Genomic DNA, 26,419 nt, shown 5'->3' on the forward strand with positions numbered 1-26,419 from the left:
CCTCACACCGTCCTGACAGAGGTAATCGGCCAATAAACTGACAGGTGTATAAACTAAAGACAAAGCTAAAAATTAGCCTACAAAGCGTTTGCGAGGAAACGTTTACAATATAAGCGTCTTAATCACCAACCAATTCCATGCTGCTCAAGTCCACTACACGCCATGTCCACATCTTTGCGGCAGACATTGAGAACAACGAGCTAGTACCTAGTGAAAATCAACTTACTTTAGACATTGACCCAGATAACGAGTTTAATTGGTCTGATGACGCACTGCAGCAGGTCTACAAAGAGTTTGATCGATTAGTAGACGTCGCTACCGGAGAGGCATTAACAGACTATAATCTCCGCCGCATCGGCTCTGATCTTGAGCACTTTGTTAGAAACTTGCTTCAATCTGGACAAATTAGCTACAACCTGAGAAGTCGGGTGCTCAACTATAGTATGGGCCTACCCCGCGTGGTGTCTGAGAGTGATTAAGTGTCCCAATCCAGAATGTCAGGCGATTAATCCAGAGGGCCACGACCAGTGCGCCAGCTGTCAGACCTATCTGCCCCATCGCTATTTGTGGGCGGCCAGGTCAGGAAGGTTAGTCCCTGAGCATCTGGATAAGCGCTATGTTTGGAAGCATCAACAGATCGTGCTGGATACTGAGCCCGGAGCACCGCCAGCATCGCCTGAGCCCGTACCTGCTCATATTTGGCCTTATTTGATGTTGGCAGCCCATGGGTTACATGTGCCCCAGCCCTATGCTCTGCTGAACCCAGGCACAGGGCGCGAAACCCTGCTACTGGATACGGCAGCGATTGCCATTGCCCCAGGCGATACTAAGCCTAAGCTTTTGCCTTCCTTACCCCAGGCATGGCCTGCGGCCTCTCCCCTCAGGCAGCTCAACTGGCTTTGGCAAATTGCCGGTCTATGGTCAGATTTTGTAGAACAGCAGGTGGCTAGCAGTCTACTGTCCGGCGATCTATTGCGAGTGCATGGCTCATTGGTGCGGCTGTTGGAACTCGCCGCCGATGTACAGCCACTGACTTTGAACCATTTGGGGACTTTTTGGCAAACGCTGATACCCAAGGCGCAGCCAGCTATTCGTGATTTTTTAGAAAATCTGTGTACCCAACTAGTTTCAGGAGAGATTGTCACTCCGGCTGGATTAATTGACTGTTTGGATCAGGCCATTGCTCTAAGCGCCCAGGGTTATCAGGCGGACTATGGTATGGCGGTCATCACTGATCAAGGCCCTAGCCGTAAGCGGAATGAAGATGCTTGCTATCCCACCAGTGGAACCAGTCAAACCCATGGGGTAGGCCCCAAGGCCAAACACCGACATCAACGCCCCCTACTGCTGTTAGTTTGTGATGGGATTGGGGGCCACGAAGGGGGAGATGTGGCTAGTCAGCTGGCGATCTCAACGATCCAGCAGCGGCTATCGCCACTCTTAGAGCAGCTCGCCAAACAGCCAGAACATGATTCTATAGCTGTCACCGAGGCTATCAAAGCCGCCATCTATGCGGCTAATGACAATATTTCTCAACATAATGATCAAGGGCACCGTCAGGCTCGCGATCGCATGGGCACGACCTTGGTCATGACCCTCATTATCGGCGTCCAAATCTACATTGCCCACGTCGGTGACAGCCGTGCCTATCGCATCAGCCCTAACAGCTGTCGACAAATCACCTTTGACGATGACGTTGCAGCCCGTGAAGTTCGCCTGGGGTATGGGTTCTACGCTGATGTCGTCAATCGCCCCGGCACCGGGGCACTAATTCAGGCCCTAGGCATGGGGCATTCCACAGCCTTACATGTGGCCATACAACGCCTAGTTCTAGACAGTGACATCGTTTTACTACTCTGTTCCGATGGTTTAAGTGACTACGATCGGGTGGAACAGTCCTGGCCCACTCACCTACTGCCCGTACTCACCGGTGAGTCAAAGCCCGCTACCGCTGTCGCCAATCTAGTACAGCTGGCCAACACCTACAACGGCCATGACAACGTCACAGTCGGTGTCGTAGTCGGGCACATTCAGGCCTTTAAACCGCCGACAATTCCTCTTCTGTCACCTTCTCAGCCACCGCCGACCGAGACTGCACAGACTCAACCGACACCGGTTGATTATCCAACGGTAATTGCTCAAGCACCGCCTGCCACACCCCAAAAGGCCAAGAAGGCTGGCTCCTGGTTAGTTTTACTGGGATTTGTAGGATTCCTAGGCACCGCCGCTGCCCTGGCGTTCGTATACTTCAGACAAGAAAACACCACCACCCCCCCTGATGCAGCGGCTCCCTCCCTGCCTGAAACTATTCAGGATAAAATCGATCAAGATATTGAAGCCGTCGGCATTACTGACGATGAACTGGCAAATCCGCTTCTAACTCCGAGAAGCTATTTACAGTTAAGTCAATCAGTTGAGCTATTGAGAGGGCCTCAGACAACAGGGGAGGATGCCAACATCCTTGGCCAGTTGCCCAATGGTGCCATTGTTCAAGTCCTGACTCGACAAGAGCCAGCGGCGCAAGAGGCTCGTTGGGTAAAGCTCCAGGTTTGTGCGATCTCACCTATAGAGCCATCAAACGACCAAGCTACCAGTCCTCCTCAGGAAACTGCCCTCCCAGTTAGTCCATCCGTTGGCTCATCAGGCCCACCAACCTCAGATTCATCTGTCACAATGCCTGGGTCACCCCCACTAAACTCTGGAGCAGTGGGCTGGGTGCTTGAAGCCCAGCTAGCCAAAGTTGCTCGTGCCGCTGAAGCACGCAACTGCCCCACTGAGTAGGTGGGTGTTGTATTTCTATTGTGGCAGGACGTTTATGACCGCTTCTATGTCATCTTCAGAGTCACTTTGTCTATGGCTGGCCCTAGATCGGCTTACCGCTGCCGATCCAGAGCACTACGCTATTTGGGTTCTTAAGTCCCCTTTTCCCAGCGGTCATGTCCACCACGATCGCATCTGGAACCACACCTTATCCCAGGCCTGGCAAACCTGGCAGTCCATGTTTTCCCTACGCGGACTGCCCCAGGTTCCCCATGTGCCATCGGCCTACGTGCCTCAGCTATTGCTAGATGACAGCAATGACATGCCTAGCTCTAGCCAGACCAATAGCTACAGCAGTCGTCTGATGCAGCATCTGGGGTTAAATTTGTGGCAGTGGCTATTTGATGGCCCTGTGCAAAGTAGTCTTGACCATAGCTGCGGCATTGCCCAGGGCCAGAGTACAGTGATGCGGCTACGGTTGGAGGTTCGCGATCCTGAGTTAATCAGCGTGCCTTGGGAAATCATGCAATCCCAACCTGGCCGTCCCGCTGTTGCCCTCAATCAGCAGATTTTATTTAGCCGGACAACCAGTGACGTCGATCCCCTAGCCGATTGGGGCTTGGATAATGGCCTCAGAATCCTACTAGTGGTGGGGCATGACGATAACTCCAAGGCAGACGATCGGGCAGCGTCTACCCTAAGTCTGGAGAAAGAAGCTGAGTTGCTCAAAAATATTCTTGAAAGCCGAGCTGACTCTAGACCCGGCCGACGGGTGGTGCGACAGGTGGATGTATTGCTGCAGCCGTCTCCAGCCGAACTCGTCAAGCATCTAGAACGCTATCGCTACAACGTTTTCTTTTACGCAGGGCATGGTATACCGGCTCCCGACGGTGGCTTACTATTCCTCCAGCCCAATGCCACGCTCAATGGCACCGAACTAGCCCAGGTGCTGACCCGCTGTCGTGTGAAGCTAGCGGTATTTAATACCTGCTGGGGAGCCCAACCAGAACGTAGCGGTCAGCAGGCCATTCCCCGCAGTAGCCTGGCGGAGGTGTTGTTACACCATGGTGTGCCCGCTGTCTTGGCCATGCGAGATTCCATTGCCGATGAGGAAGCTCTCAGCTTTATTCAGAAATTTGCCCAGGCATTGGCTGAACGTAAACCCGTAGATGAAGCAGTTGCGATCGCACGTCAGCACTTACTCACCCTCTATAAATTCAATCAGCCCGCCTGGACCTTACCAGTGCTCTACATGCACCCCGACTTTGATGGAGAGCTACTCACACCGATGCCTACAGACATTACCCGGCTGCCAGGGGATTCTGGCATCGGCGGACGCGCCAATGCGCACAATATTAGCATTCGCGAAATTGGTGGGGAGGGTAAAGTGTGGCCCATTTACCGAGGTCTGATGCGCGTCGGCAGACTGCCCGATAATGACTTAGTCATTGCCGAGCCCTGGGTATCCAGTAAACATGCCGAAATTTTTTACCGCCGCGTCGCGGCAGAATCCGCAGCCCCCACTTACTTTCTCCGAGACTTCTCCCGCTACGGCACCTATTATCTGAGTAATCAAGGGTGGCAGCAGATCCACCGCCAAGAAATTCCCCTGGCATCCGGGACACAGCTCCGATTTGGCAGCTCCGACGGCTGCTTGCTAGAATTCATCGTTGAACCCCCGGCACAGACCTAAATACTCCCTGTCTCGGCATACTTAAAAGGCAAACTTTAGCGTAGTTTCCCTGTGTTGGGTATACGAACTTACGTCTTTTAGCTTAAGTTTGCCGTAAGTTCAATAATTAGATGCGGAACACTTGGAATCAAGCCTGTATCCTCTTCCTGTCACAGCTCAATGAACTTATGGGAGGGTAAAACTACCATGGTCAACCACAGAAATTCTCAGTCTCAGACAAGCCTGTCAGCAGAAAACCTAGCTCAGCAGGAGATGCTGCAGTCAGTTCTAACAAATCAACCCCCCTACCCTTGGATGCCTGCAGAAGCATCAGATTATTTTGCAGAAGCCATCGACGCCGGTGATGAACTCACTCTTTCCGACGAAGAAGCCCAGCTTGGCTGGCAAGCATTCTCCGCTCAGTTAGATGCCTTTTGGGGTGAAACTTCTATACAAACTGCCCTGGCCCAGCGCTTTGCTCGTCGTCTGTCCGCAGACATTATTGATCAAATTACCGCCAAGGCCGCACAAGTGATCAATAATGGTCGCCCCCTGGCAGAGCAACTCATTGCCTGTGTTCGTGACACTCTCGCTGGGTGGGATGATGCAGACCTACAGGTAATGGCCCGTCCCTTAGCCCATGCTATGCGTGGTCAAGAAGAAATCTTAGACGCCACTATTAACTCAGTCCGCGACATCGAGTGGGAGTCTCTATCCTCGATGGAACAAGCCCGCATTAGCTTAGCCGCTGCTCGGTGGGCGATCGACTATGTCACCGACCAAAAGCAATAATTGGCGCTGGCAATATCTAAAGAAACATCTAAGGTATGGCTGATCGCCTGTGGGCGTCTTTTACCCTCAGAAGTGTTCGCTTACGCCTAGTATGCCTATGCAGCTGATTGGGATGCTCGATTCGCCCTACGTTAGACGAGTGGCCATTACGCTCAAACGGCTAGCAATACCGTTTGAGCACAAGTCACTATCAGTCTTTCGTGATTTCGATACTTTTAGCCAGATCAATCCCATTGTCAAAGCACCCACCCTGGTCACTGATGACGGCGTTGTCCTCGTAGATTCCACCTTGATCCTGCAGTATATCGAAGGCATATCAGCTCAGAGCTTGATGCCTGAGACTGCTAAACCTGAAGCCCTGAGGCTAATCGGGCTGGCTTTGATGGCCTGCGATAAAACAGTACAAATTGTCTACGAGCGGACGCTACGCCCGGCTGAAAAACAGTATCAGCCCTGGCTTGAACGTGTTGCCAAACAGCTCCATGCGGCCTATGGTCAGCTAGAACAGATGGCGCATACGTTCACCTGTGACTCACTGCTGCAGCCAGAGATCACGATTGCTGTTGCCTGGCGATTTACTCAGTTATACACAGCCGACGTGATTACACTTGCAGAGTATCCCCAATTAGCGGCATTCTCCGCTCAAGCAGAGACATTGCCAGAGTTTCTCTCAACGCCAGTAGAGTAAAATTCAGGGTCAAGCAGTGAGTCACCCATGGGACAGAGCTTTCCAAAAGTAAAAATAATCGCAGTTGGCAAAGTCAAAAAAGGCTGGCTCAAAGACGGTATTGACCTTTATACTCAGCGACTACCTGAAATTGAGTTCCTGGAAATCAAAGACAGCAATCCCAAAGCAGAAGCCAACAAAGTACTGGGCTTACTCAAAACCTATGACAAGCTGATAGTGCTCTCGGAAGATGGCAAACACTTTGACTCAGTAACGTTCGGCCACTGGCTAGGTGCAGAAGCCTCTGGCACCCTCGTGTTTTTCATTGGTGGCCCCACCGGAGTCAGCCATGATCTTAAGCAAAAGGCCGATCAGATACTCAGCTTATCAGCGATGACATTTCCCCACGAGGTAGCCCGGCTACTGCTGCTCGAACAACTTTATCGAGGCAAAACTATCTTGCAAGGCGGACGTTATCACAAATAACGCCATCCCTCTGAGGGACAGCTCATCGTAGTAGTTCAGGATTTTTTGTTAAATACTCATAAAGACTAGATATTTTGTTAGTACATTTCCTTGAATTGATGACTAAGCATTACATCTGTGACTAGATCTATAGTATTGTAAAGCTTTGTGAATCACTTTTAGGACTGGATGCGAATGCTCCTTGACAGTCTGCAACGCGTCAGTCTTCAAAGCCTGATTTTAGACGTCAAACATAGGTAATAAGTGCAATTAACTACCCGCCCAACTGGGTCTTCTGAGCTCCCTACGAGCGAGATTCCATTTACGCTTAAAGACCTCAAGGATGCGATTCCGGATTACTGTTTTGAACCCTCCACCGGTCGTTCCTTAGCCTACTTTTTCCTAGACATTGGTATTATCGCTGGCCTGTATGGCATCGCTTACAGCCTCAATTCCTGGCTGTTTTTTCCTTTGTTTTGGCTAATGCAAGGTACTATGTTTTGGGCCTTGTTTGTTGTTGGCCATGACTGTGGTCACAGGTCTTTTTCTAAGCACAAGTGGCTAAATAATCTCATTGGGCATCTTAGTCATACCCCTATCTTGGTCCCCTTTCATGGCTGGCGGATCAGTCATCGCACCCATCATGCCAACACTGGCAACATAGACACAGACGAAAGCTGGTATCCCATTTCTGAAAAGGATTACAACGAAATGGATGCCATTGGCAGAGCGATTCGATTTAATCTGTTTCTCTTAGCCTATCCATTTTATTTATTCAAGCGTTCTCCCGGTCGTAAAGGCTCTCATTTTATGCCTGGCAGCGATCTCTTTCGTTCTTCCGAAAAGTGGGATGTGCTCACAAGCACAGCGCTATGGACTCTGTTTGTCGGCTTCCTGGGTTGGATTGGTTTCCAGTTTGGCATAGTCTTTTTGCTTAAGTTCTACGTGATGCCCTACCTGGTTTTTGTTGTATGGCTTGATTTAGTCACATTCCTGCACCATACCGAACCTGATATTCCCTGGTATCGCAATGACAGCTGGTATTTCCTCAAGGGAGCACTCTCCACCATTGATCGCGACTACGGGTTCATCAACAGTATTCACCACAATATTGGCACCCACGTGGCCCATCATATTTTTCTGAATATGCCCCACTATCATCTTAAAGATGCTACTGAGGCTATCAAGCCAATTTTAGGAGACTATTACCGCGAAGCCAAAGACTCTATCTGGACTAGCTTCTGGCGTTCTGCTCGCGAATGTATTTTTGTACCTAATGAGGGGCAAAAAGTCTACTATCAGCCACGACGATAGTCTCAAGCTAAAGTGATTTTTTTCAACAATGCGGGCTTAACAGTTGCTGTTGAGCCCGCATTGTTTATTTAGCATTTAATTCATATTTACTTTTCTCAAGCCCGCATTAACTGCCAGCTAACTTTGCTTTCACTAAAGCCTGCACTTTTGCACCATCGGCCTTGCCTTTCATCTGTTTCATGGCAGGCCCCATCACTTTCCCCATATCACGAGGACCACTGGCCCCAGTTTTAACAATTAGCTCGTCAATCACCGCTTCAATTTCATCATCAGTCATCTGCTCAGGCAGATACTCTTGCAAGATCGCTAGTTCTTGAGCTTCTTTGTCAGCCAGGTCGTCACGACCTGCACTCCTATATTGCTCAATTGAGTCCTTACGCTGTTTGGCCAACTGAGTAACCACTTCAATTTCTTGCTCAGGGGTTAGCGCATCCTGGCCCTTGGGACGTACTTCTGTTTCTTTTTCCAGAATCACTTTTTTAACACTGCGAACAGTTTCTAGACGCACTTTGTCGCGGGCTTTCATCGCAGTCTTGATGTCGTTGCTGATACGGTCTTTAAGAGACATGGTTAAAAAGACGTTGCCTGCAACGCCTGTTGGGGAGTCAGATCAAAGTGCCTCTCCCGCGGGAGAGGGGTTTGGGGTTCTGAAAGTCTCTCTCTTGGGAGAGAGACTTTAGAGAGATGCTAGCCGACCTAATATTGAGGGATGGAGGGGTCAACCTCACGACTCCAGGCAAGAATACCACCAGTGACATTGGTGCCTTCGATACCTGCGTCCTTGAGGATGGAGAGCGCTTTGGCAGAACGGCCACCCATCTTGCAATGGGCGATTAACTTGTGACCGTTGACAAGTTCACGTACTTTTTCGATACCAGTCCCATTTTCAATTTCAGGAAGCGGAATCAGTACCGAGCCGGGAATCTTAGCAATCTCATATTCGTTAGGGTTACGCACATCTAAAAGCACGTAATCATCTGCACCGCTATCGATTAAGCCCTTGAGATCGGCGACACTCATTTCAGTAATGGCCGCTTGTTGCTCCGCCTCAGCTGCTTTGGCATCTGGAATGCCACAAAACTGGTCATAATCAATCAGCTTCTCAATGACAGGACGTACCGGATTGGGTCGCAGCTTCAGCTCCCGGAACGTCATATCCAGAGAGTTGTAGAGCAACAAACGACCGCTGAGGGTATTGCCCTCACCCAAAATAATCTTGATGGTTTCAGTCGCTTGAATCACCCCAATAAGGCCAGGCAGAATCCCTAAAACCCCGCCTTCTGCACAGGAAGGAACCAGTCCCGGCGGTGGGGGCTCGGGATAGAGATCGCGATAGTTTGGTCCATCTTCGTAGTTGAAGACCGTCGCCTGGCCTTCAAATCGGAAAATAGAGCCGTAGACATTAGGCTTGTTGAGCAATACACAAGCATCATTAACCAGGTAGCGGGTGGGGAAATTGTCAGTCCCATCTACCACGATGTCATAGGGTTCAAAAATCTTCAGGGCATTGTCAGAGCTCAGACGGGTGTTATACAGGTCTACCTGACAATGGGGGTTAATTTCGAGAATACGATTCTTGGCCGATTCAATTTTAGGCTTGTTCACCCAAGAGGTGCTATGGATAATCTGACGCTGGAGGTTGGAATAATCCACAACGTCAAAATCAACCAGGCCAATGCGACCGACACCAGCCGCAGCCAAATAGAGAATTAAGGGGGAGCCCAGCCCACCGGTACCAATACACAGCACACTGGCAGCTTTGAGCCGTTTTTGACCATCAACGCCGATCTCGGGCAGAATTAAATGCCGCGAGTAACGCTCATAGTCTTCTTTAGTCAGTTGGATGTCATCCAAATTTGGATTCAGCATGGTTCCTTAAGAACGAAAAATAATTGGCAGGATTTGATAACAACGCTGCAGTATGGGCGTTTCTTATTTCAGGACGACAAGCGGCATTCGATCTTTAGCCGCAGACGCTGGAGCAATTTTGAGCGGCTCAGGTTGAAATTGATGACTACTATCCAGCTGCCAGTTTTGCAGATCAACAGCCACGCCATTACGGACAGACGCGATGATATAGGAATAGCTGGACCAGGCTAAGTTGCGATCGCACTCCGAAGGCACCGCCTCAGCATCAGGATGCGAATGATATACCCCAATAATGGTCAAGCCTTTTTCCCGAGCCTGGCGCTGAGTTTCAAACAAATCTTTGGGGTCGATGCAATAGCGTCGCGCTTTGGTCATGGTGGCTGAATTGCCCTGACCTGACTCAGCCAAATTATCAGCCACATCAGCAGTCCAAGCATTATCGAGCAAGACTACATCCACCAAAGTTTTTTGGTCGGCCACAGCGTCAAACAGACCCACCAGCAAACCGCACCCCTCATGGGGATAGGCCTGTTCCGCATGGGCTTGCACGCGCTCAATATGCGCTTGTGTGAGGGTCAGAGCCACAACCAGTCTGCTCAAAAAGCGTCAGATTTTTTATTGTAGAGCAGATTCCGTGACGCTTAATTAATATCCTTAATAATCGTCAGAAGACACCTTGCAGGTAGCATCAGCCTTCAAATTGCAGAAATCAGTCTTAAAGACGCAAAAAAACTGATCTACTCAAGCAATGGCTCAACCACCTTGTCCATAGCCACCGAGCGCGATGCTTTGAAAAGCAATCGGTCGCCTGGCTGAATAAATTGCTTGAGGTGCTGTGCTAAGTCAGTATGGTGGGTGAACTTTTGATGGGGTACATCACCAGCCCCCATGGCCATTGCGTTCGCTTCAGCAGGATCGGCCAGAATAAATAAGTGGTCGAGACCCAAGCTTTGCACCACGGTGCCAATGGTTTGGTGCAGCTCCACTGACTTATGGCCTAGTTCTTTCATCGTGCCCAGCACAGCAATATGCCGCTGACCTGGCTGATCTTTGAGGAGTCGCAGAGCCGCTTTCATCGATTCAGCACCCGCGTTGTAGGTTTCATCCAGCAGCACGATGTCATTTTTCAATTCATAGCGTTTGGCCCGACCTGCAGGCATATCAACTGTGAGGCCCAGGGCTAAACCACGCCAATCCAGGTTTAGCGCCTGCAGCGTTGCGATCGCACTCAAATAATTCAACGCATTGTGCTGGCCTTCTAGTGGCAACGGCAGCTCTATATCATCCACCACCACCGTATTGCCTTGAAAATGGCCATGCACATCTCCCCCCATCAAACCATAGGTAATGGTGTTCCCAGACCACACCCGCGCCGCTGTATCCATCAGTCGAGCATTATCATGATTCAGCACAGCAGTGCCATCGGCTGGCATATGAGTCAGCAGCTCACACTTGGCATCAGCAATGGCCTGCTCTGAGCCCAACAGCCCAATGTGGGCCGTGCCCACATTAGTAATCACAGAAACATTGGGTTGAGCAATCTGGGCCAGTAGTGCAATTTGCCCAGGCCCCCGCATCCCCATTTCCACTACCGCATAGTCGTGATCAGAGGTGAGCTCTAATAGGGTCTTAGGCACACCAATTTCATTGTTGAAATTGGCACGGGTCTTATGTACAGAACCGTGGAGCCCGAGCGCCGCCGAGATCAGTTCTTTGGTGGTTGTCTTACCCACAGATCCCGTAATCGCTACCACCGGCAGGCCCAACTGCTGCCGCCACCAGCGGCCAATAGCCTGGTAGGCCACCAGAGTATCTTTAACCTCTATGCGGGGAATATCAGCAGTAATTACCCCCTGGCGAGTGATGGTGGCGATCGCACCTGATGTGATCGCCTGCGCTATAAATTGATGGCCATCAAAACGCTCACCTTCTAGCGCTAAAAACACATCTTGGGGTCGAATCGTGCGCGTATCTGTACTGATATGACCCACTGTCTGATTTAAATGGGTAGACAACAGGGTATGTCCAACAACCTCATCACCGAGGGCATCTAAAATTTGAGAAATCAGGGCAAAACTAGGCATAACAAAGCTTTGAAGGAATGAAGCAAGACAAACTCATCAGTACTATCCCGTTATCACATATAGGCTTGATGAAGAAAGGCCAGTAATTTTACAGAAGCTTCAGAAGAGCTTGCTGCAAAAGCATCCTATCTGAAAAATCCCATAGCTAAACTAATGGAGCGTAAGTTTGCTGTGTATCAAAGCACTGTTAGAGATCAAGGGGGATGTTAGTCTCGACTTACGCAGCCAACATGTCAAACCGCAGTTACATACCAACATTTACTCTCAGACTTTTGTAGCTCTAGCTGAACCTTTGACAATTAGAGCCATTTATCTGGCTAAATGCCTAAATTACCTAGCCGTCAGTAATTTTCAGGTGCTTTTGTAAGTTTTCATGCTGTCTTAGGTCATCATAACCAGTTAGACTTAAAATCAGTCTGATGCTAGTTTTGGTCGGCGCAAGTTTTCCCTGTACGAGATTGTTATATAAGGTGTATTTGCTGAGGTTTCACTGGTGAATGTCCAATCAAGCTATTCGCGATCTGACTACGGTGCGCGATTAGTTAGTCCGCAGGAACAGGTGCTTTATGACCATTGGATTGGCTGTGTCAACTCTGAGCCGCCCAATGTACTCATCGAGCGGTTCAATACCCTGTTCGTTGACGGCACTGGCTATAGCGATCGTCAGGTTGTCAGCAGTCTTGACAAAATTCTGCTGGACTCCCACGCCGATATGTATTTTCACCATATTCTGAATCGTTGCTGTCATATTCTGATCAACCGCTGGCAAAAGAATCGGGAATATCAACCCGCGATCGCAGAACTAGTCACCCTATTTGAATATTCTCCCAGCCACGCTGTACGTGAGGTATCTCGGGCGCGCTCTGTCAGGCGTTTACGAGAAATCGTTTCCCAGTTTAGAAAAACTGAGCAATACCTAATGCTCAAGCGCCTGGTTCAGGTGATGGAGCGAGAGAGCGAGCCGATACTACGGTCCCGCCAGCCCCTGGGTACCCTGATTGGTCGCTATCCATATCTTTATGAACATTGTTTGCTGAGCGAAGAGAGCCCTAAGGAACAAAAAACTCACATTCGCCGCATGCGACACCAGGCGCAGAAAAAGGTAGAGCTGGATTTATCTCAGTATGTGAACTATCGTGTGCGACGCTCACGACTCAAGCGAGAAGGACTTTTAGAAGAGCAAGGCCGGTGGCTACGTCCCTCAAACAATCCCACCTTACTGAGCGATCGCGAACTGGTCGATTCCCTACAGCAGTTTTCTGGCAAGGACTCCCAGGGACGGACCTACAACGACCTGGCATTAAGGTTTCGCAGTCAATGTTGTGAAGCAGTCACCTTTAAGTCCTTTAAGGACAACTTTTATGAATACCTCGTGTCAGGGGTTGACCCAGCCTATGGTCGGCAACATTTTAACGATGCTCTATATCAAAATTTGAAAGATATCTATCCTGAAAACGATAGCCAGCGGCTCAATGATTTCTTATTAGTACGAACCTGCTCCAACTTGTTTAATTTCCTAGTGGTCGATCCTGCAGGGTCCCATTCACACTTTGTCTTCATTGACCTAATCAATAATTTGGGAGCCACCCTCACAACCGGTCTACTGCTGAGAATTTTGCTGCTATGCCGTAAGGTTAAGCCCTACCTGGAGCGGCGGCTGTCCACCTTGTTTAACCACTACGAATTAGCCAAGCAAGATTCTGTGGGTTGGCTGGTGAAAATATTGGAAACCCTCAACCTGGCCCTGAGCCTGACCTTTGGGCATCTCGATATTTCTCACACACTGGCATAGTCCCGTTACAGCTGATCTGTCTTTAATCCTCAATACACCCTGCTGGGACTTACGTGTGCATCGCAAGCAGCGACTGCACGGATAGCGTGTGTCAGCCTGTGGTGGGCCAGCTTTGTGGCGTCAGCAGAAAGTTTATACGGCGTTGAGTTGCTTCTACAGACATAGACAAAACCCTGAAAAGCTCTATTCCAGAAAGGTTTCAGCCGACATTATAGGTCTTGATGATGGGAATATTTTTTATAAAATCCAAATTTTTCTTTTCAGTTTGCTGTATACTCTGCTAACTTCCTAGGCATCCCGTCTATCAAGTCGGCTATTGTTGGTCCGTCCATAGTCACTACTGTCAAATCGTACATGTCGAGTTATGAGCCAATCTAGACAGTCCAATGCCACAGCAACTCCCCCTGCAGGCACATCCCTAGAAGCTGACACGTTGGTCGAAGCCTATGCTGAAGACCTCATGGATGAAATCTTTGATGATGTCGATCGCATTTTAGCGGGTGAAGAATCGGCTATTTATGCAGAGCCCCTGGTTCAAGAGCAGGATGCAGCTTCTTTGCTAAAGGCTGAAGCGGTCACTGTCCCAGCCATGATTGTGCCAGTCACTGCTGATCAAGCAGTAGAGGCACGGGCCACGGCACCCATCACCGAGCAAAAAGCGAGGGTAGGCGACACTGATACGGGTAAGCCATCGGCTGATAAATCCACTAAAAAGCGACGATGGCGGACTTTTGCATTGGGTGCAATCTGTTTATCAGCTCTCACCGCCACTGGAATTTGGTGGATACGGCAGCAGCCTAGCTTTCAATCAGCAACCGTTCCTACTGCAACCGCCCCTACCGCTCCACCGACTCCGATAATTTCCGAAGAAGCTGCTTTTGGGAACTACCTGAAGCGATCGCTACGAGTGATTAGCAGTGAGCGTAGTGCTCAGACTGAGACTCAATTCCCCAGCGCTATTGCAACAGCCCCCACAACAGCAACCGGGACTCAAGCAGCAGGCTCGCCGCAGCAGGCTAACAATGTCATCGAGCGGGTGTTTGTGCCTTTATTGCAGCCTAGTGCAGGCAATAATAACCAAGGTCGCCCTTCCAACGTGGTGACGCTACCTCCCTCGTTGCCCGCACCCAATGCTGGCACCACTGGCCAGAACAATAACGCTACACCTGTTCCCAATATTGCAGCTAGTAATACCTATGAACTTGTAGGTGTTTTGGAGTTAGGCGATCGCTCAGCTGCCCTGTTTGAAGTCAACGGCTCGTCACAGCGGGTCTACATTGGCGAAACCATCGGGGGAAGTGGCTGGAGTATTGTGTCAATCAACAACGAAGAGGTTGTAGTGCGACGTAATGGTGAAGTTCGCTCCATTTACATTGGGCAACAGTTCTAAACTAAACTATGTTGAGGACACTGTGCCTGATGTTTGGCTGCATGGGGTTGACTTAGCAAATGAGCATATTTGACGATTTCAGTCGCTTTTTGGAGACTCGTTTAGATGAGTTTCTAAAAGCCCATCCTCACCTGGAGATGATGGCCCTTGAAGAGCAACTACGGGGTCAAGAGGAAGATGCGATCGCAACCCTAGCCACCCTCAAACGGAGGGAAGCGGAACTTGAAACAGCCGTTCTAGATACAGCTAAAGACATCAAACGCTGGCATGAACGCATTGCCAAAGCAGAGGCGGCCCAGCGATTTGATTTAGTCAAACCAGCTAGAGAACGGGAGGCTACCCTGCTACGCCAGGGGAATCATCTGTGGGGTCAGATGAAAAGCATTAAGTCACGTTTGGCAGAAACCCAAAATTTACAACAGCAAATCCACACAAAGCGCCAGGAACTTAAAGCTAAAATTGCAGCTGCCCAAACAGCTGCCCAAGCACAGCCTAGGGACTCTAGTACCACAGGCTGGCACCGCAGTCCTTTTCAGTCCAGGCCTCTGGACCCTCTAGAAGAAAGTTTTCAGCGCTGGGAAACCGAGGCAGAACTTGAAGAATTAAAACGACAGATGGGCCAGTAGGGATATATTTCGGCCATTGCCATTAAACAGCTCTCAACGCCTTAACCGTTGCCACAACTGCCTCACCCACCTGCTGAATTTCAGCGGCTGTTGTAAAGCGGCCTAAACCAAACCGTAACGACGCATAGGCAAGTTGATCACTACGCCCCAGCGCCTTCAGCACATGGGATGGGGCCGTGCTAGCTGAACTACAGGCGGACCCCGACGACAGGGCCACGACTGATTGCAGCCCTAGCAACAGGGCTTGACCATCCACACCCCCAAAGCTGACGTTGAGATTTCCCGGTAGACGCTGGGTAGGATGACCATTGAGACAAATATCGGGTAGCTGGTTGAGGGAATGGAGAAGTTGCGATCGCAGCCCGACTAGCCGCTTACGTTCTGAATCCATTTCTGCCACAGCTAGGTCCAGAGCTTTCGCAAACCCCACAATTTGCGGCGGATATAAAGTCCCCGAACGCATCCCCCGTTCATGGCCACCGCCATGGAGCTGGGCTGCCAGATTAACCCGAGGCTGGCGGCGGCGCACATACAGCGCGCCAATGCCCTTAGGACCATATACTTTATGAGCCGTCATCGACATCAGATGAATGTTCATCGCCTGAACATCCAAAGGCACTTTGCCAATCGCCTGAGCCGCATCCGTGTGAAACAAAATCTCCTGTTTTTGACATAGCGCTCCAATCTCTTCAATCGGCTGCAGCACTCCAATTTCATTATTAGCCGCCATCACTGAGACCAAAATAGTCTCGGGTCGAATAGCCTTTTCCAACGTTGTTAGCGAGACCAACCCATCAGACTCTACCGGCAAATATGTGACTTCAAACCCCAAGGATTCCAAATAGCGACAGGGATCCAATACAGCACTATGCTCTGTTTGCACAGTAATGATGTGCTTACCATAACTAAAGTACGCTTCAGCGACACCTTTAATCGCTAAGTTGTTTGCCTCAGTTGCCCCACTGGTAAAAACAATCTCTTCCGGTTGAGCATTAATTGTTTTAGCAATCGTCTCACGACTGTTTTTAACCGCCGCTTCAGCCTGCCAGCCATAGCTGTGCAGGCTGCTAGGATTGCCAAAATAGTCTGTAAAAAAAGGCAGCATAGCATCAACAACCCGCTGATCAACCGGCGTTGTTGCATGGAAGTCAAGATAGATAGGAGAGTTTGCCATAGGACTCAACCTACTGTTTGTTGAATAGGAATAAATCGGTTAAAAATACCAAGAATTCTCACACGTATTGAAGGAATTTGAGTCGTGTAGAGACTAAACACTCCAAAGTTTTGACGCTCAGTATTATCTTCTATAAAGCCTTTCAGATCGTCTTCGCCAATCAGGGTGCCTTGTTCAATAGCCGTCTCACAAATATCCCCTAGGGCTTTCCCCAGATCACCCAGCCAGCTATCTAGCTCTTCTGCCTGGCAAAACGCTGCACGGGCTTCATTCTGTAGGGTTTCTGCTGCAAACGTGTTGTACTGCTCTTGATCGGGATTAGTAGCAATCAGCACGGTCGCCAATGCACCTAATCCTGCTACGCCTATAAACGCTTTGACTTTCATAGCTCTGCGATAGTATCCCAGTAATTGACGGCTGCTCTACCGTTCTAGCATAAGCAGGTAAAAGGTTATTCGATAGCTTTAGATACTTTATCTTGTCGCAAGTAAGCTCTAAATCAGATGTCAAGCTCCATATTTTTCAATCTAGCTAACGCTTGATCTTGCCAATATCTTGCTTTGATAGGATCAAACTCAATTAATTCCTGGGCTTGTTGAGAGGCGATGTGTAGCCATGCTTGCCCAAGATGGGTAAGTCCTAATGCTTGATAGCTTGCTCCTAACCAAACAGCCGCTGAAACTGATTTGAGATGATTAGCTTCGGGCAATAATAATTGCCAACCTTGGGTAAAAGCCTCTACGGCAGCTTGATGTTGGTCTGTAAGTAACAAAACTCTGCCATGACAAAACCAGGTGTCTGCTAGCTGAGGAGCTAACTGGGTCGCTTGAAGAGAATATTGACAACCACGCTCATTCTCCTTTAAATTCTCGACTAAAACTCTGCCCGCAGTTGCCCAAAGGCTCCAGCTTTCTGGGAAACAGGATAACATTTCTGTGATAATGATACGGGTTTGGTTTAATTTTCCTGTAGCTGGCAGAATTTTACAAAGGGCTCGATAAATTTCGCGATCGCACATTCCCTGAGACAGATTATGAGCTGTTAAAATTGCTTCAGTAGCTAATTTATTTTCACCAAGGTCGAATAAGCATGAGCTATAGTAATACCAGGAATGAGGATTGTTGGCATACTCTTCTGCAAAATCTCGCATGACTTCTAGCCCCCTTTGCAACTCATTTCGAGCAATATAATATTGAGCTGATAAGTTATGGGCTGATGGTAAACTTGGGGCTTGTTTGAGCAAGGCGCTAATCAGCTTTTTAGTTTGTTTTCCAGCTGCATCGAAGACTAATCTTTTGCGGCATCGATTTATGATTACTCGTTTGAGTATCTGCACATCTTCAGGTGCAATTTCCATTGCCCTATTTAAATAATTTTCGGCCTCTGGAAGGTTTCCCAATGTCAGCAACAGATCATGACTATAAACCAATCCCATCAAGTCATTAGGTTCGAGGGATAATAAGGTGTCAAAGCTAGAGAGAGCCGCTACAGGATATTCCATCTCCATTTGTAGCTTCCCTAATGCTAGCCAGTGGGTGAGATTCTGAGGCTCTAACGTAGTTGCTGATCGCAAGGCTGCGATCGCATCTCTGGAATTACCCTGACAAGATGCGAGCAGGCCAATTAAATGCTGTCGAGTCGCTTCTTGTTTAGCACATGCGATCGCTCCTCGATAAACTTCAACGGCTTCCTCCATTCTGTTTGTAAGCTGTAAGATTTTCCCCAATTGCATACGAGGCTTAAGCAGTTGGGGCTGTTTTTGAATAACTTGGTTGTATTCAACGATAGCTTGTGGCCATTGACCTGTCTCATATAGCAAATCAGCTAATTCTAAGCGCTTTTTCCATCCCGAGCGATATTTCTGAACATACTTTTGCAAGGTCTTAAGCTTTTGTGCTTGTCGAGCGTTTTTTTTCTCTAAGGCTAGATAGACATTTATATCCAATCTATCGTTTGGAGAGAGTCGCACCAAACTGGAAGCAAAGTTTCGAGACATGAGATAGTAACGGTATAGCTAATTTCTTCAATCTTGGGCTCAATCTTGATAGGTGCTTGAAAGTTTTTCTGTTCTAACTCCTGGGATCGCACCTCATCAATAACAATCTTGTTAAGACCAGAAGAGTACTGCTGGAAACAATCTTTCAGTAGATCTCTTGCTTCTTGAAGTCGTTTCGAGACAGTATTCTGGGTAATCGATAATTTTTGTCCTATCTCTGCGCAGGACATTTCATGGTAATAGCGTAATATCAAAGGATTTCGCAACCTGGAAGGCAACTGCTCAATGCAATAACGAAGATAAATATTGCGTTCTTGTTGCAGTAAGCGTGTCTCTGGGGTGCTAACGCTGGCATTACAAATTTCTTGCAGACTATGCTGTGTGTCTTCTATGGCGTCTGTACTTAATGCATGGCGCTGGTGCTGTCGATGTAGATCGACACAAAGATTATGAGTTAATCGAGTCAGCCATCCTTTGAGATTAGTAATCGACGATGCATGCTTTGGTAGCTTGGCCCAGGCCTTAAGTGCGGCTAGACTGATCGCCTCCTCTGCATCAAAATGATTACCTCCCATCCAGACTCGACAACGAGCATAAAGATACTCTCTATGGATATTCCATATTTTCCAGAAGATCTTACGCTCCCCTTGAGCTAATTGTAATAAGAGATTTTCCTCTTGCGAAGATTTTTTTGGGCAATCAGAGTTTGGGGCTATCATTGCTGCTTCGAAGATAGATACAGGAAACAGGTGAAGCTGAGTTAGCAGGCATGAACCATTCCAGAATTACTATCCTTAAGGTCATGCGGGCGCTTTATTGACTGCTCATCTGAGCTTCATATGATTCATAGTAGTCTGCGCAATATTGCCTAAAGCTCATAAAGCCAACCGTAGAGTTCATGAAAAAACTCATCAAGAAACTCATATAAAACCTAATAAAATCTGTACGTGGATACTTACTTACAGGAAATTATTAATTTCTGTGGGTAGGCAATTGCAAGCGTCAACCTTAAGCGCCCATGAACCTGGATGCCCTAATTGAACTCCTTAGTCGCGACTTGATCGATAGTCAAAATCGTCCTCTGAATGCCCCAGAAATAATGATTTTAAGGGGGATCTGGCAATATCGCACCTACAAACAAATTGCCATGGAGGGGGATTACAGCCCGATTTACTTTACGAATGTAGTTGCGCCTGAGTTATTTAAGCGGTTGTCTAAGCTGATTGGCCAACGGATTACCAAAAAAACTTGCCGGGCACTATTAGAAGCCTATGCCACTGGCCAGGTAGTCTCGGACAATATGGAAACTAGTAAAGCGTCAACCAACTCAACATCCATCAACCGACCATTAGCGAATTCTCAGGCTGGGCACCAAATTGAGGCAGTTGGATCGCCTCGCTATCCTAGCGGATCAGTGCCTGTTGGTTCTCCTTACTACATTGAACGTACACCATTAGAAGAACTGACCTATGCAGAAATTATGAAGCCGGGAGCCTTAGTTAGAATTAAAGCCCCTCAAGAAATGGGTAAAACATCACTGCTCCTCAGGATTTTAGATTATGCTAATCATCATGGGTATCGCACTGTTAGCTTAAATCTGCAGCAAATTGATGATGCAATACTGGGTAATTTAAATCGTTTTTTACGTTGGCTTTGTGCCAATGTTTCCCATCAGCTCAACCTTGAATCAAAGCTGGATGACTATTGGGATGAAGATATCGGTGGCAAGGTCAGCTGTACTCTATACTTCCAGGACTATATATTAAGGCAAATTAATGAGCCGTTCGTGTTAGCTCTGGATGAAGTCAATAAATTGTTTGAATATCCTCAGGTTGCTAAAGATGTTTTACCCCTATTCCGTTCTTGGTACGAGGAGGCAAAACGATTACCCTGTTGGGGAAAGTTACGCTTAGTGGTCATTCACTCAACAGAAATTTACGTTCCCTTACAGCTAAAGCAGTCTCCATTTAATGTCGGATTACCGATTCAGTTAGAGGGATTTAGCTTAGAGCAGATTCAACAGCTGGCTAAATGTTATGACCTCGATTGGGATCAGAATAACCAACAGGTTCAACAACTAATGGATATTGTGGGAGGTCATCCCGCTTTAGTACACATTACTCTTTATTATTTGAGTCAGCGACAAGTTTCGCTGGCTCAACTCTTGGAAAAAGCCAATACCCCGACTGGAATTTATAACTACCACTTGCAACGTCATTGGGCCAACCTAGAAGAACAACCAGAGCTATTGCTAGTGCTGAAGTCTGTTATGGCAGCCTCTGAGCCGGTGTCATTAGAACCGATGATAATCTATCGGTTAAGCAGCATGGGGCTAATTAAACAGTCAGGCAACAAAGTATTACCTAGCTGTGAGTTGTATAGAAAGTCTTTTCTACAGGGAAAACAACATGCTTAACAAACCACGATTTAAGTCTTGTTATTCTGTTGAAACGATAGAGCCTAATCAAGTTTTTATCTTATCGGAACGGGGATCGGTTTGCTTGTGCGATCGCATGACCTATCTAGTTGCTTCTTTAATTGGTTGCGATCGCAGCAGCGACGAAATTATTGAAGCCATTCAATGGCAGATGATGCCTCAAGAGGCAAACATCCAAGAGCAGGCTGCTTTATTTCAAGATGTGCTTAATGTAAGCATTCAGGCCCAGGCAATCTTATTTAAACTTGAAAAAGAAGGGTATCTAGTTGAACAAGATGAGTCCTTGCCCTCCCATCTACTTACAGTTTGTCACCATTTAAATATTAGCCCCAGCCAAGCTGACCAACGGCTGAAGACCACAAAAGTAGCAGTTAAAGCATTTGGAGCTCCATTTATAAAAGAGTTGATAGCCACCTTACAAGACCTAAAAGTTCAAATCATCTCTGACTCCAACCAGGCAGACTTAACTGTAGTTTTGACCGATGACTATTTGCATCCAAATTTAGCTGACTTTAATAGTCAAGCCCTTCAAAATGGACATCCCTGGCTATTGGTCAAGCCAGTGGGCACAGTAATCTGGTTAGGGCCTCTATTTGAACCACCGCAATCGGCTTGCTGGCAATGTTTGGCCCGACGTTTGCAAGATAACAGACCCGTTGAAAGTTTTATCCAAAGGGTAAATTCTAGGGATTCTTCTCAGGTGATTGCATCTTCCGCACCTCAGGGCTTTTTGGCGGCTACAGTACAGACCGCACTTGGCATGGTTGCTACAGAGGTTTTTAAGTGGGTTGTTTCCCGCAGTAACCATCGATTAAGGAATACTCTGATTACCTACGATACGCTTACCCTGCAAAGCCGGGATCACCATCTGGTAAAGCGACCTCAATGTCCTAGTTGTGGTCAACTCCACGGCTTAGAACAAAGACCGTTACCCGTTGTCCTCGGGCACCGCAAGAAAACGTTTACGGCAGAAGGCGGACATCGCTGTTGTTCGCCCCAAGAAACTCTGAGTAAATATCGGCATCATATTAGTCCCATCACTGGAGTGGTGCGTGAACTAACGAAAATACCAATCAATTCACTGAACCATACCTATATTGCCAAACATCATTTTGTCACTGTCTTTGATGATGTGGATAACTTGAGGAAGAATTTAGGGGGTAGAAGTTCGGGAAAAGGTAGAACTGATGCTCAAGCGAGGGCTAGTGGTTTTTGTGAGGCGATTGAACGGTACTCTGGGGTGTTTCAAGGGGATGAGATTAGGATTAAAAGTAGTTATCAGAAGCTAGGTGACCAGGCGATTCATCCTAATGCCTGTATGAATTTTAGTCAACGGCAGTATGAGACGAGAAAAGCGTGGAATGCTCAGTGCCAAGGTTGGTTTCAGAAGGTACCTGAGCCATTTGATCAGGAACGAGAGATTGACTGGACTCCGGTTTGGTCGTTGACTCATCAGGCGTTTAAGTATTTACCGACGGCTTATTGTTACTATGGCTATCCTCAAGACTATCCTCTGGATTGTTGGGCGGATTCCAACGGGTGTGCAGCGGGAAACACCATTGAAGAGGCTATTCTGCAAGGGTTTATGGAGTTGGTGGAGCGGGATGCGGTGGCCTTGTGGTGGTACAACCGATTGCGGAAACCCCAGGTGGATCTAGATAGGTTTGATGAGCCTTATTGCCATAGCCTAAAACAGTATTATCAAGGGTTGGGACGGGATCTTTGGGTGTTGGATATTACCAGTGATTTGAATATTCCGACATTTGCGGCGATTTCTGGTCGGCGAGATCATGCTGTGGAGGATATTATCTTGGGCTATGGCACCCATTTTGATCCAAAGATTGCCATGAGTCGGGCGTTAACGGAGTTGAATCAAATTCTGCCGAGTGTTTTGTCAGCAAGGGCAGATGGAACAACACAATATCCTCAATATACAGACCCGTTGGCGATTGAGTGGTGGACAACAGCTAGGTTAGCAGAGCATCGTTATTTAGTGCCTGATAGCAAGTTAAAGCCGAAAAAATATGATGACTATGATCAGAGGGGCAGTCATGATTTATTGGAGGATGTGCAGCTTTGTCAGCGGATTGTTGAGGAGAAAAACATGGAGTTGTTGGTGTTGGATCAGACTCGGGCTGATGTGGGGTTGAGGGTGGTGAAGGTGATTGTGCCGGGGATACGGCATATGTGGAGGCGATTAGGTTTAGGCAGACTCTATGATATTCCAGTTAGAATGGGTTTGTTAAAAGGGGCTTTGAAAGAAAGGCAATTGAATGCTTTTCCCATGTGGATGTAATTCTTGAGGGTTAATTATAGTAACATTACAGACAAAATTAATCGGAAAGAGTCTATTTTTCTCCAAAAATATGCAAGACTATATCTACAGGGGCATGAAATTATGCTCTAAGTATCTGATGCTTTCATTCATTAGTGAGAGTGCCATCTCCACATGAGTTAAACTCCAATGTGTAAGTGTATCCCCTCGGCATAGACCAGTTTCCTTTACTGGGCGCAACAGGATCCCCAATTTTCTCTTGTCTATTTGATCTAACAAGCTCATACGAGCCTGCCTTTACATCGAAAATCATTTGCGGTTGAGCAGGAACTGAATATCCCCAACAAATATATTCCCCTAGACCCAGGCCAAAACCTATATTTACTGTATATTCGCTAGAATTATATACAGGTATTTTCCACCCATGATCATCGTGTTTAAGTGTAATGAAACTGTTCATAGACATCGAAAAGGTATCTCTATCGCTGGAATATTTATAGTAGGATTGGTTAGGGCTTATATCGCCCTTTCTTAAAACGGAAGCCATCCAATGAAGAGATAATTGTTTATCAAAATTAATTTCAACATTTGTGTTGAGGGTTTGTTTCCCTGAGACTCTTCTGATGCCATTATCAACAGGCCTTAGTGGTGAAAAAGTTGCCACCAGTTGAATATCTAGATTATATTCACTTGTTATCCAAACAATTGTAGGATTCGATGCTAATACAATAGGCGAGAAAAGATCGTTAGCATTTTGTAGTTGTTTTTTTGTGATTGCAAAAGGAGGCACTACCATGGCTAAAACTAGTTTACTTTGTACAAAAGCAATCCTTCCAATTTTGAATTTAGACATAGAAGGCACTGCAACTAAGTGGGTGGTCATAAGTGCCCTTTATTTGGCCTAAATTTAGGTAAGTAAATGTAGTTCTGAATCTCTAAGATGCTTGACTGGCAGCATTCGAGATATTGAATAGTATTGGCCACCTACTTAATACAAGCAACAGCTAAATTTTAGTCGCTTTCAAGCAACAACTAAAATTTAGCTGCGCCCGTTCAAAGAATGGAGTACATTACTCGCTCAAAACTCTCGCTGACATTAGAGCTATTGCTAGAGCGTAGATGCTCTAGCAATTTATGGGCATTACCAGCGCTGTTATCAACTTTAAACTAAGGTGGTTATGCTCTTTAGATTCAGACTTGTTGTAGCGCCTTATTGCTACGAGATCCATTTGCTCCTGTAAGAGCATTTTGATTGCCACCGAGTGCTATGTTGGCACCTGCCACCACAAGATCGCGGATTGCTTGAGCAGAACGCTCACCGTTATAGGTGAAGCTGAAGCTTGTACGACCTGTTGCATCACCATTAATTTCAAACCGTACCCCGCTCAAGATAAAGTAGGCAAAGGCTGCAGTGAGAGCGGTTGCAACGGTAAGGGTTCCAGTAATGATAACGTTGGCGTTATCACTGTAGTCTAGCTCGGCATTACTCCAATTTACTTTGACAATCTTGTCTGTTTGCTTTGAGCTACCTAGCAAGGCAAGATCACTAGTAGCTGGCAAGGCAAGATTGTCAGAGCTGTGTTGTGCCCAGGCAATTAAATCGGCATGGGCTTTTGACATGTTTTCATGGCTCTGGATCAGTGTGTTCATGACATTACCCTCAGTTAATATCATCGCTGAGGGCTTTCCTGGTTCTACTTTCCAGGCTCCTGTTGAAGTATACGTAACAGTGGTTTCATTATATTTAAAGCTTCCTGGAACTGAGATTTCTGCAGCATTATTAGATACCGTAGTCCAGTCGGCCAAAGTATTGTTACCGTAGCTTCCAATCGCAACGTAGAATTTTAACTTGGGAGTGAGCGTTCTCGTTTGCTGAGGAGAAGGAGACCATGTCATACCAATGAAACCTTGGCTAGTTTCAATCCCAAAGGACATGTTACTAAACCATTGGTTGCCTTCATTCTTTCCTCGATCAAACGCATTGGACGCAATTGCAATACTCTTCTTTGATGGATCTGAACTTAATTTTTGCATTGTAGGTCCCTGCTTAGGAGGCACCGTTACATAATCTGCTTCCCATGTATCGCCCAAATCAGCATCATTGCTGACACCGGAGTTGACCTTGATATCCAAACCTACGGCCTTATTACTGGCACCAGCACCTACCTGATACTGCACAGGAATGGTGAACGTATTTATCCCAGGTTGGAAGGAACCAACTGTCAAATTAGTGCTGGAGTTAGCATAAACTTGAGGATCACTGGCAAGTTCTTCTGGACGCTTCAAGAAGCACCAAAAAGTTTGGCTACTTGCAGATTCGTTGACAAGGTAAATAGTGTATTCTGTCGTCATTATTAATTCTCCAGGTGATTAAAGGTTTAAGACGAACGAGACTTTTGGGGGAACAACCTTTTTAATAGGTCGATCAGAGATCTCTAAAACCGTCTAATATCAAATAGTTAGACAGTTAAGCCATCTCAGATATCCAGTTAACTTCCCGTTTCTATGAATTAAAACGATTACTCTTAGCAATCTATGCATTTTTGGAGTTACAGGGCATTTTTTCTGCTTCCCTGACTTTAAATTGTGAACTGAAAGCAACTTTCGCTAGCCCTGTGATACCAATTCTCTAGATACCAGCTACAGATAAAGCCTCTAGCGCTCTTTAATGACTCTGGCGAGATGATTTTCAAGGAGGACTCTCTTGTATGGGAACAGCTATCCCTGGAAACTGGTTCATCCATGCAATCAAACAATCAAACCCTTCTGTTAATTGGGGAATGGAAAAAATCTCTAACCAAGGCTTGAGTAAGTTAAAGCTAACCCAAGGAAGAAGAATTAAGCGTAGGTTGTTCAGCCAACTCTTCCAACCCTCTCCATCCTCCCAATAACGGTGTTTGAGAAACGATGAGAACACTGTTGAATCAGCCTGTTCTGGAGGAATGATCCCGTCGGGGCGGAGGGGCGGAGTGTATAGCGTTACCATTAAGTAGGCACTCATAACCAGTTCCCACCACTTTTCAATTTGGGCATAGTTCGTTACTCGAAAATCTGCCCATCCCAGTTCATTCTTGCTTTGTTTCAAACCATATTCGACCCAATTCCG

At 47.3% G+C, this 26,419-nt stretch carries 22 protein-coding genes and 1 pseudogene; 12 read left to right on the forward strand and 11 right to left on the reverse strand.

The window, feature by feature from the left end:
- Nucleotides 1-137: 137 nt before the first annotated feature.
- The 7 genes from N836_RS55025 (at nucleotide 138) to N836_RS55055 (ending at nucleotide 7,670) form a co-directional block, all read left to right on the forward strand.
- Nucleotides 138-479, forward strand: coding sequence for an NAD(P)H-quinone oxidoreductase subunit M (locus N836_RS55025; protein WP_023073397.1), 342 nt, complete (start codon nucleotides 138-140; stop codon nucleotides 477-479).
- Nucleotides 472-2,781, forward strand: coding sequence for a PP2C family protein-serine/threonine phosphatase (locus N836_RS55030; protein WP_023073398.1), 2,310 nt, complete (start codon nucleotides 472-474; stop codon nucleotides 2,779-2,781). Before N836_RS55025 ends, N836_RS55030 begins: the two co-directional genes overlap by 8 nt.
- A 34-nt stretch (nucleotides 2,782-2,815) precedes the next feature.
- Nucleotides 2,816-4,453: a CHAT domain-containing protein gene (locus N836_RS55035; RefSeq protein WP_152532157.1), complete on the forward strand. Its 1,638-nt coding sequence runs from the start codon at nucleotides 2,816-2,818 to the stop codon at nucleotides 4,451-4,453.
- 186 nt (nucleotides 4,454-4,639) lie between these two features.
- The gene (locus N836_RS55040; RefSeq protein ID WP_152532158.1) at nucleotides 4,640-5,224 is read left to right on the forward strand and encodes a hypothetical protein; all 585 of its coding nucleotides are present in this window, start codon (nucleotides 4,640-4,642) and stop codon (nucleotides 5,222-5,224) included.
- 97 nt (nucleotides 5,225-5,321) lie between these two features.
- A complete protein-coding gene (locus N836_RS55045; protein ID WP_023073401.1) occupies nucleotides 5,322-5,912 on the forward strand; it encodes a glutathione S-transferase in 591 nt (196 codons plus the stop codon).
- Nucleotides 5,913-5,939: 27 nt separating this feature from the next.
- Nucleotides 5,940-6,377, forward strand: a complete 438-nt coding sequence (locus N836_RS55050; protein WP_023073402.1) for a 23S rRNA (pseudouridine(1915)-N(3))-methyltransferase RlmH — start codon at nucleotides 5,940-5,942, stop codon at nucleotides 6,375-6,377.
- 243 nt (nucleotides 6,378-6,620) lie between these two features.
- Complete coding sequence (locus N836_RS55055) at nucleotides 6,621-7,670, forward strand: fatty acid desaturase (RefSeq protein WP_023073403.1); 1,050 nt, start codon at nucleotides 6,621-6,623, stop codon at nucleotides 7,668-7,670.
- Between the two features lie 106 nt (nucleotides 7,671-7,776).
- On the opposite strand, the gene N836_RS55060 is transcribed toward N836_RS55055, so the two are convergent.
- From N836_RS55060 to N836_RS55075, 4 genes are all read right to left on the reverse strand, one after another.
- Nucleotides 7,777-8,238 carry a GatB/YqeY domain-containing protein gene (locus N836_RS55060; protein ID WP_023073404.1) on the reverse strand — a complete coding sequence of 154 codons (462 nt, stop codon included), beginning with the start codon at nucleotides 8,236-8,238 and terminating at the stop codon, nucleotides 7,777-7,779.
- Between the two features lie 128 nt (nucleotides 8,239-8,366).
- On the reverse strand, nucleotides 8,367-9,539 hold the full coding sequence (gene moeB / locus N836_RS55065; protein WP_023073405.1) for a molybdopterin-synthase adenylyltransferase MoeB: 1,173 nt from the start codon (nucleotides 9,537-9,539) through the stop codon (nucleotides 8,367-8,369).
- Nucleotides 9,540-9,602: 63 nt separating this feature from the next.
- A complete protein-coding gene (locus N836_RS55070; protein ID WP_023073406.1) occupies nucleotides 9,603-10,124 on the reverse strand; it encodes a Mov34/MPN/PAD-1 family protein in 522 nt (173 codons plus the stop codon).
- Between the two features lie 152 nt (nucleotides 10,125-10,276).
- Nucleotides 10,277-11,623, reverse strand: coding sequence for a UDP-N-acetylmuramoyl-tripeptide--D-alanyl-D-alanine ligase (locus tag N836_RS55075; RefSeq protein WP_023073407.1), 1,347 nt, complete (start codon nucleotides 11,621-11,623; stop codon nucleotides 10,277-10,279).
- Nucleotides 11,624-12,116: 493 nt separating this feature from the next.
- On the opposite strand from N836_RS55075, the gene N836_RS55085 reads away from it, so the two are divergent.
- The 3 genes from N836_RS55085 to N836_RS55095 all read left to right on the forward strand — a co-directional run bounded on the left by N836_RS55085 (nucleotide 12,117) and on the right by N836_RS55095 (nucleotide 15,431).
- Nucleotides 12,117-13,415 carry a hypothetical protein gene (locus N836_RS55085; protein WP_023073409.1) on the forward strand — a complete coding sequence of 433 codons (1,299 nt, stop codon included), beginning with the start codon at nucleotides 12,117-12,119 and terminating at the stop codon, nucleotides 13,413-13,415.
- A gap of 364 nt (nucleotides 13,416-13,779) precedes the next feature.
- On the forward strand, nucleotides 13,780-14,805 hold the full coding sequence (locus N836_RS55090) for a hypothetical protein (RefSeq protein WP_023073410.1): 1,026 nt from the start codon (nucleotides 13,780-13,782) through the stop codon (nucleotides 14,803-14,805).
- Nucleotides 14,806-14,864: 59 nt separating this feature from the next.
- Nucleotides 14,865-15,431, forward strand: a complete 567-nt coding sequence (locus N836_RS55095; RefSeq protein ID WP_023073411.1) for a TIGR04376 family protein — start codon at nucleotides 14,865-14,867, stop codon at nucleotides 15,429-15,431.
- A gap of 22 nt (nucleotides 15,432-15,453) precedes the next feature.
- Here the strand turns inward: N836_RS55095 and N836_RS55100 are convergent, their stop codons facing one another.
- From N836_RS55100 to N836_RS55115, 4 genes are all read right to left on the reverse strand, one after another.
- Nucleotides 15,454-16,605 (reverse strand): cysteine desulfurase family protein, encoded by a 1,152-nt coding sequence (locus N836_RS55100; RefSeq protein WP_023073412.1) that lies wholly within the window; start codon nucleotides 16,603-16,605, stop codon nucleotides 15,454-15,456.
- A gap of 5 nt (nucleotides 16,606-16,610) precedes the next feature.
- Nucleotides 16,611-16,991, reverse strand: coding sequence for a DUF4359 domain-containing protein (locus N836_RS55105; RefSeq protein WP_023073413.1), 381 nt, complete (start codon nucleotides 16,989-16,991; stop codon nucleotides 16,611-16,613).
- Nucleotides 16,992-17,104: 113 nt separating this feature from the next.
- The gene (locus N836_RS75905) at nucleotides 17,105-18,601 is read right to left on the reverse strand and encodes a tetratricopeptide repeat protein (protein WP_152532159.1); all 1,497 of its coding nucleotides are present in this window, start codon (nucleotides 18,599-18,601) and stop codon (nucleotides 17,105-17,107) included.
- Nucleotides 18,541-19,320 (reverse strand): RNA polymerase sigma factor, encoded by a 780-nt coding sequence (locus N836_RS55115; protein WP_071789058.1) that lies wholly within the window; start codon nucleotides 19,318-19,320, stop codon nucleotides 18,541-18,543. Before N836_RS55115 ends, N836_RS75905 begins: the two co-directional genes overlap by 61 nt.
- A gap of 299 nt (nucleotides 19,321-19,619) precedes the next feature.
- Between N836_RS55115 and N836_RS55120 the strand changes: the two genes are divergently transcribed.
- Together N836_RS55120 and N836_RS55125 are read left to right on the forward strand one after the other, a co-directional pair.
- Nucleotides 19,620-21,017 carry an AAA-like domain-containing protein gene (locus tag N836_RS55120; RefSeq protein WP_023073416.1) on the forward strand — a complete coding sequence of 466 codons (1,398 nt, stop codon included), beginning with the start codon at nucleotides 19,620-19,622 and terminating at the stop codon, nucleotides 21,015-21,017.
- Nucleotides 21,010-23,334 carry a TOMM precursor leader peptide-binding protein gene (locus N836_RS55125; RefSeq protein WP_031292982.1) on the forward strand — a complete coding sequence of 775 codons (2,325 nt, stop codon included), beginning with the start codon at nucleotides 21,010-21,012 and terminating at the stop codon, nucleotides 23,332-23,334. Before N836_RS55120 ends, N836_RS55125 begins: the two co-directional genes overlap by 8 nt.
- Before the next feature lie 124 nt (nucleotides 23,335-23,458).
- Here N836_RS55125 and N836_RS55130 read toward each other — a convergent pair whose 3' ends face one another.
- The 3 genes and pseudogenes from N836_RS55130 to N836_RS77580 all read right to left on the reverse strand — a co-directional run.
- Nucleotides 23,459-24,166: a hypothetical protein gene (locus N836_RS55130; RefSeq protein ID WP_023073418.1), complete on the reverse strand. Its 708-nt coding sequence runs from the start codon at nucleotides 24,164-24,166 to the stop codon at nucleotides 23,459-23,461.
- 338 nt (nucleotides 24,167-24,504) lie between these two features.
- Nucleotides 24,505-25,665: a hypothetical protein gene (locus N836_RS74195; RefSeq protein ID WP_023073419.1), complete on the reverse strand. Its 1,161-nt coding sequence runs from the start codon at nucleotides 25,663-25,665 to the stop codon at nucleotides 24,505-24,507.
- A gap of 337 nt (nucleotides 25,666-26,002) precedes the next feature.
- A pseudogene (locus N836_RS77580) lies at nucleotides 26,003-26,419 on the reverse strand (IS701 family transposase); the annotation flags it as partial.

The organism is Leptolyngbya sp. Heron Island J (assembly GCF_000482245.1).
Classification (GTDB): Bacteria; Cyanobacteriota; Cyanobacteriia; order Phormidesmidales; family Phormidesmidaceae; genus Leptothoe.

Bases quoted from the DNA above. Each gene is read 5' to 3' on its own strand.
- N836_RS55025 (WP_023073397.1), top strand. From the start codon at position 138: ATGCTGCTCAAGTCCACTACACGCCATGTCCACATCTTTGCGGCAGAC.
- N836_RS55035 (WP_152532157.1), top strand. From the start codon at position 2,816: ATGACCGCTTCTATGTCATCTTCAGAGTCACTTTGTCTATGGCTGGCC.
- N836_RS55040 (WP_152532158.1), top strand. From the start codon at position 4,640: ATGGTCAACCACAGAAATTCTCAGTCTCAGACAAGCCTGTCAGCAGAA.
- N836_RS55045 (WP_023073401.1), top strand. From the start codon at position 5,322: ATGCAGCTGATTGGGATGCTCGATTCGCCCTACGTTAGACGAGTGGCC.
- N836_RS55050 (WP_023073402.1), top strand. From the start codon at position 5,940: ATGGGACAGAGCTTTCCAAAAGTAAAAATAATCGCAGTTGGCAAAGTC.
- N836_RS55060 (WP_023073404.1), bottom strand. From the start codon at position 8,238: ATGTCTCTTAAAGACCGTATCAGCAACGACATCAAGACTGCGATGAAA.
- moeB (WP_023073405.1), bottom strand. From the start codon at position 9,539: ATGCTGAATCCAAATTTGGATGACATCCAACTGACTAAAGAAGACTAT.
- N836_RS55075 (WP_023073407.1), bottom strand. From the start codon at position 11,623: ATGCCTAGTTTTGCCCTGATTTCTCAAATTTTAGATGCCCTCGGTGAT.
- N836_RS55090 (WP_023073410.1), top strand. From the start codon at position 13,780: ATGAGCCAATCTAGACAGTCCAATGCCACAGCAACTCCCCCTGCAGGC.
- N836_RS55095 (WP_023073411.1), top strand. From the start codon at position 14,865: ATGAGCATATTTGACGATTTCAGTCGCTTTTTGGAGACTCGTTTAGAT.
- N836_RS55100 (WP_023073412.1), bottom strand. From the start codon at position 16,605: ATGGCAAACTCTCCTATCTATCTTGACTTCCATGCAACAACGCCGGTT.
- N836_RS55105 (WP_023073413.1), bottom strand. From the start codon at position 16,991: ATGAAAGTCAAAGCGTTTATAGGCGTAGCAGGATTAGGTGCATTGGCG.
- N836_RS75905 (WP_152532159.1), bottom strand. From the start codon at position 18,601: ATGTCTCGAAACTTTGCTTCCAGTTTGGTGCGACTCTCTCCAAACGAT.
- N836_RS55115 (WP_071789058.1), bottom strand. From the start codon at position 19,320: ATGATAGCCCCAAACTCTGATTGCCCAAAAAAATCTTCGCAAGAGGAA.
- N836_RS55120 (WP_023073416.1), top strand. From the start codon at position 19,620: ATGAACCTGGATGCCCTAATTGAACTCCTTAGTCGCGACTTGATCGAT.
- N836_RS55125 (WP_031292982.1), top strand. From the start codon at position 21,010: ATGCTTAACAAACCACGATTTAAGTCTTGTTATTCTGTTGAAACGATA.
- N836_RS55130 (WP_023073418.1), bottom strand. From the start codon at position 24,166: ATGTCTAAATTCAAAATTGGAAGGATTGCTTTTGTACAAAGTAAACTA.
- N836_RS74195 (WP_023073419.1), bottom strand. From the start codon at position 25,665: ATGACGACAGAATACACTATTTACCTTGTCAACGAATCTGCAAGTAGC.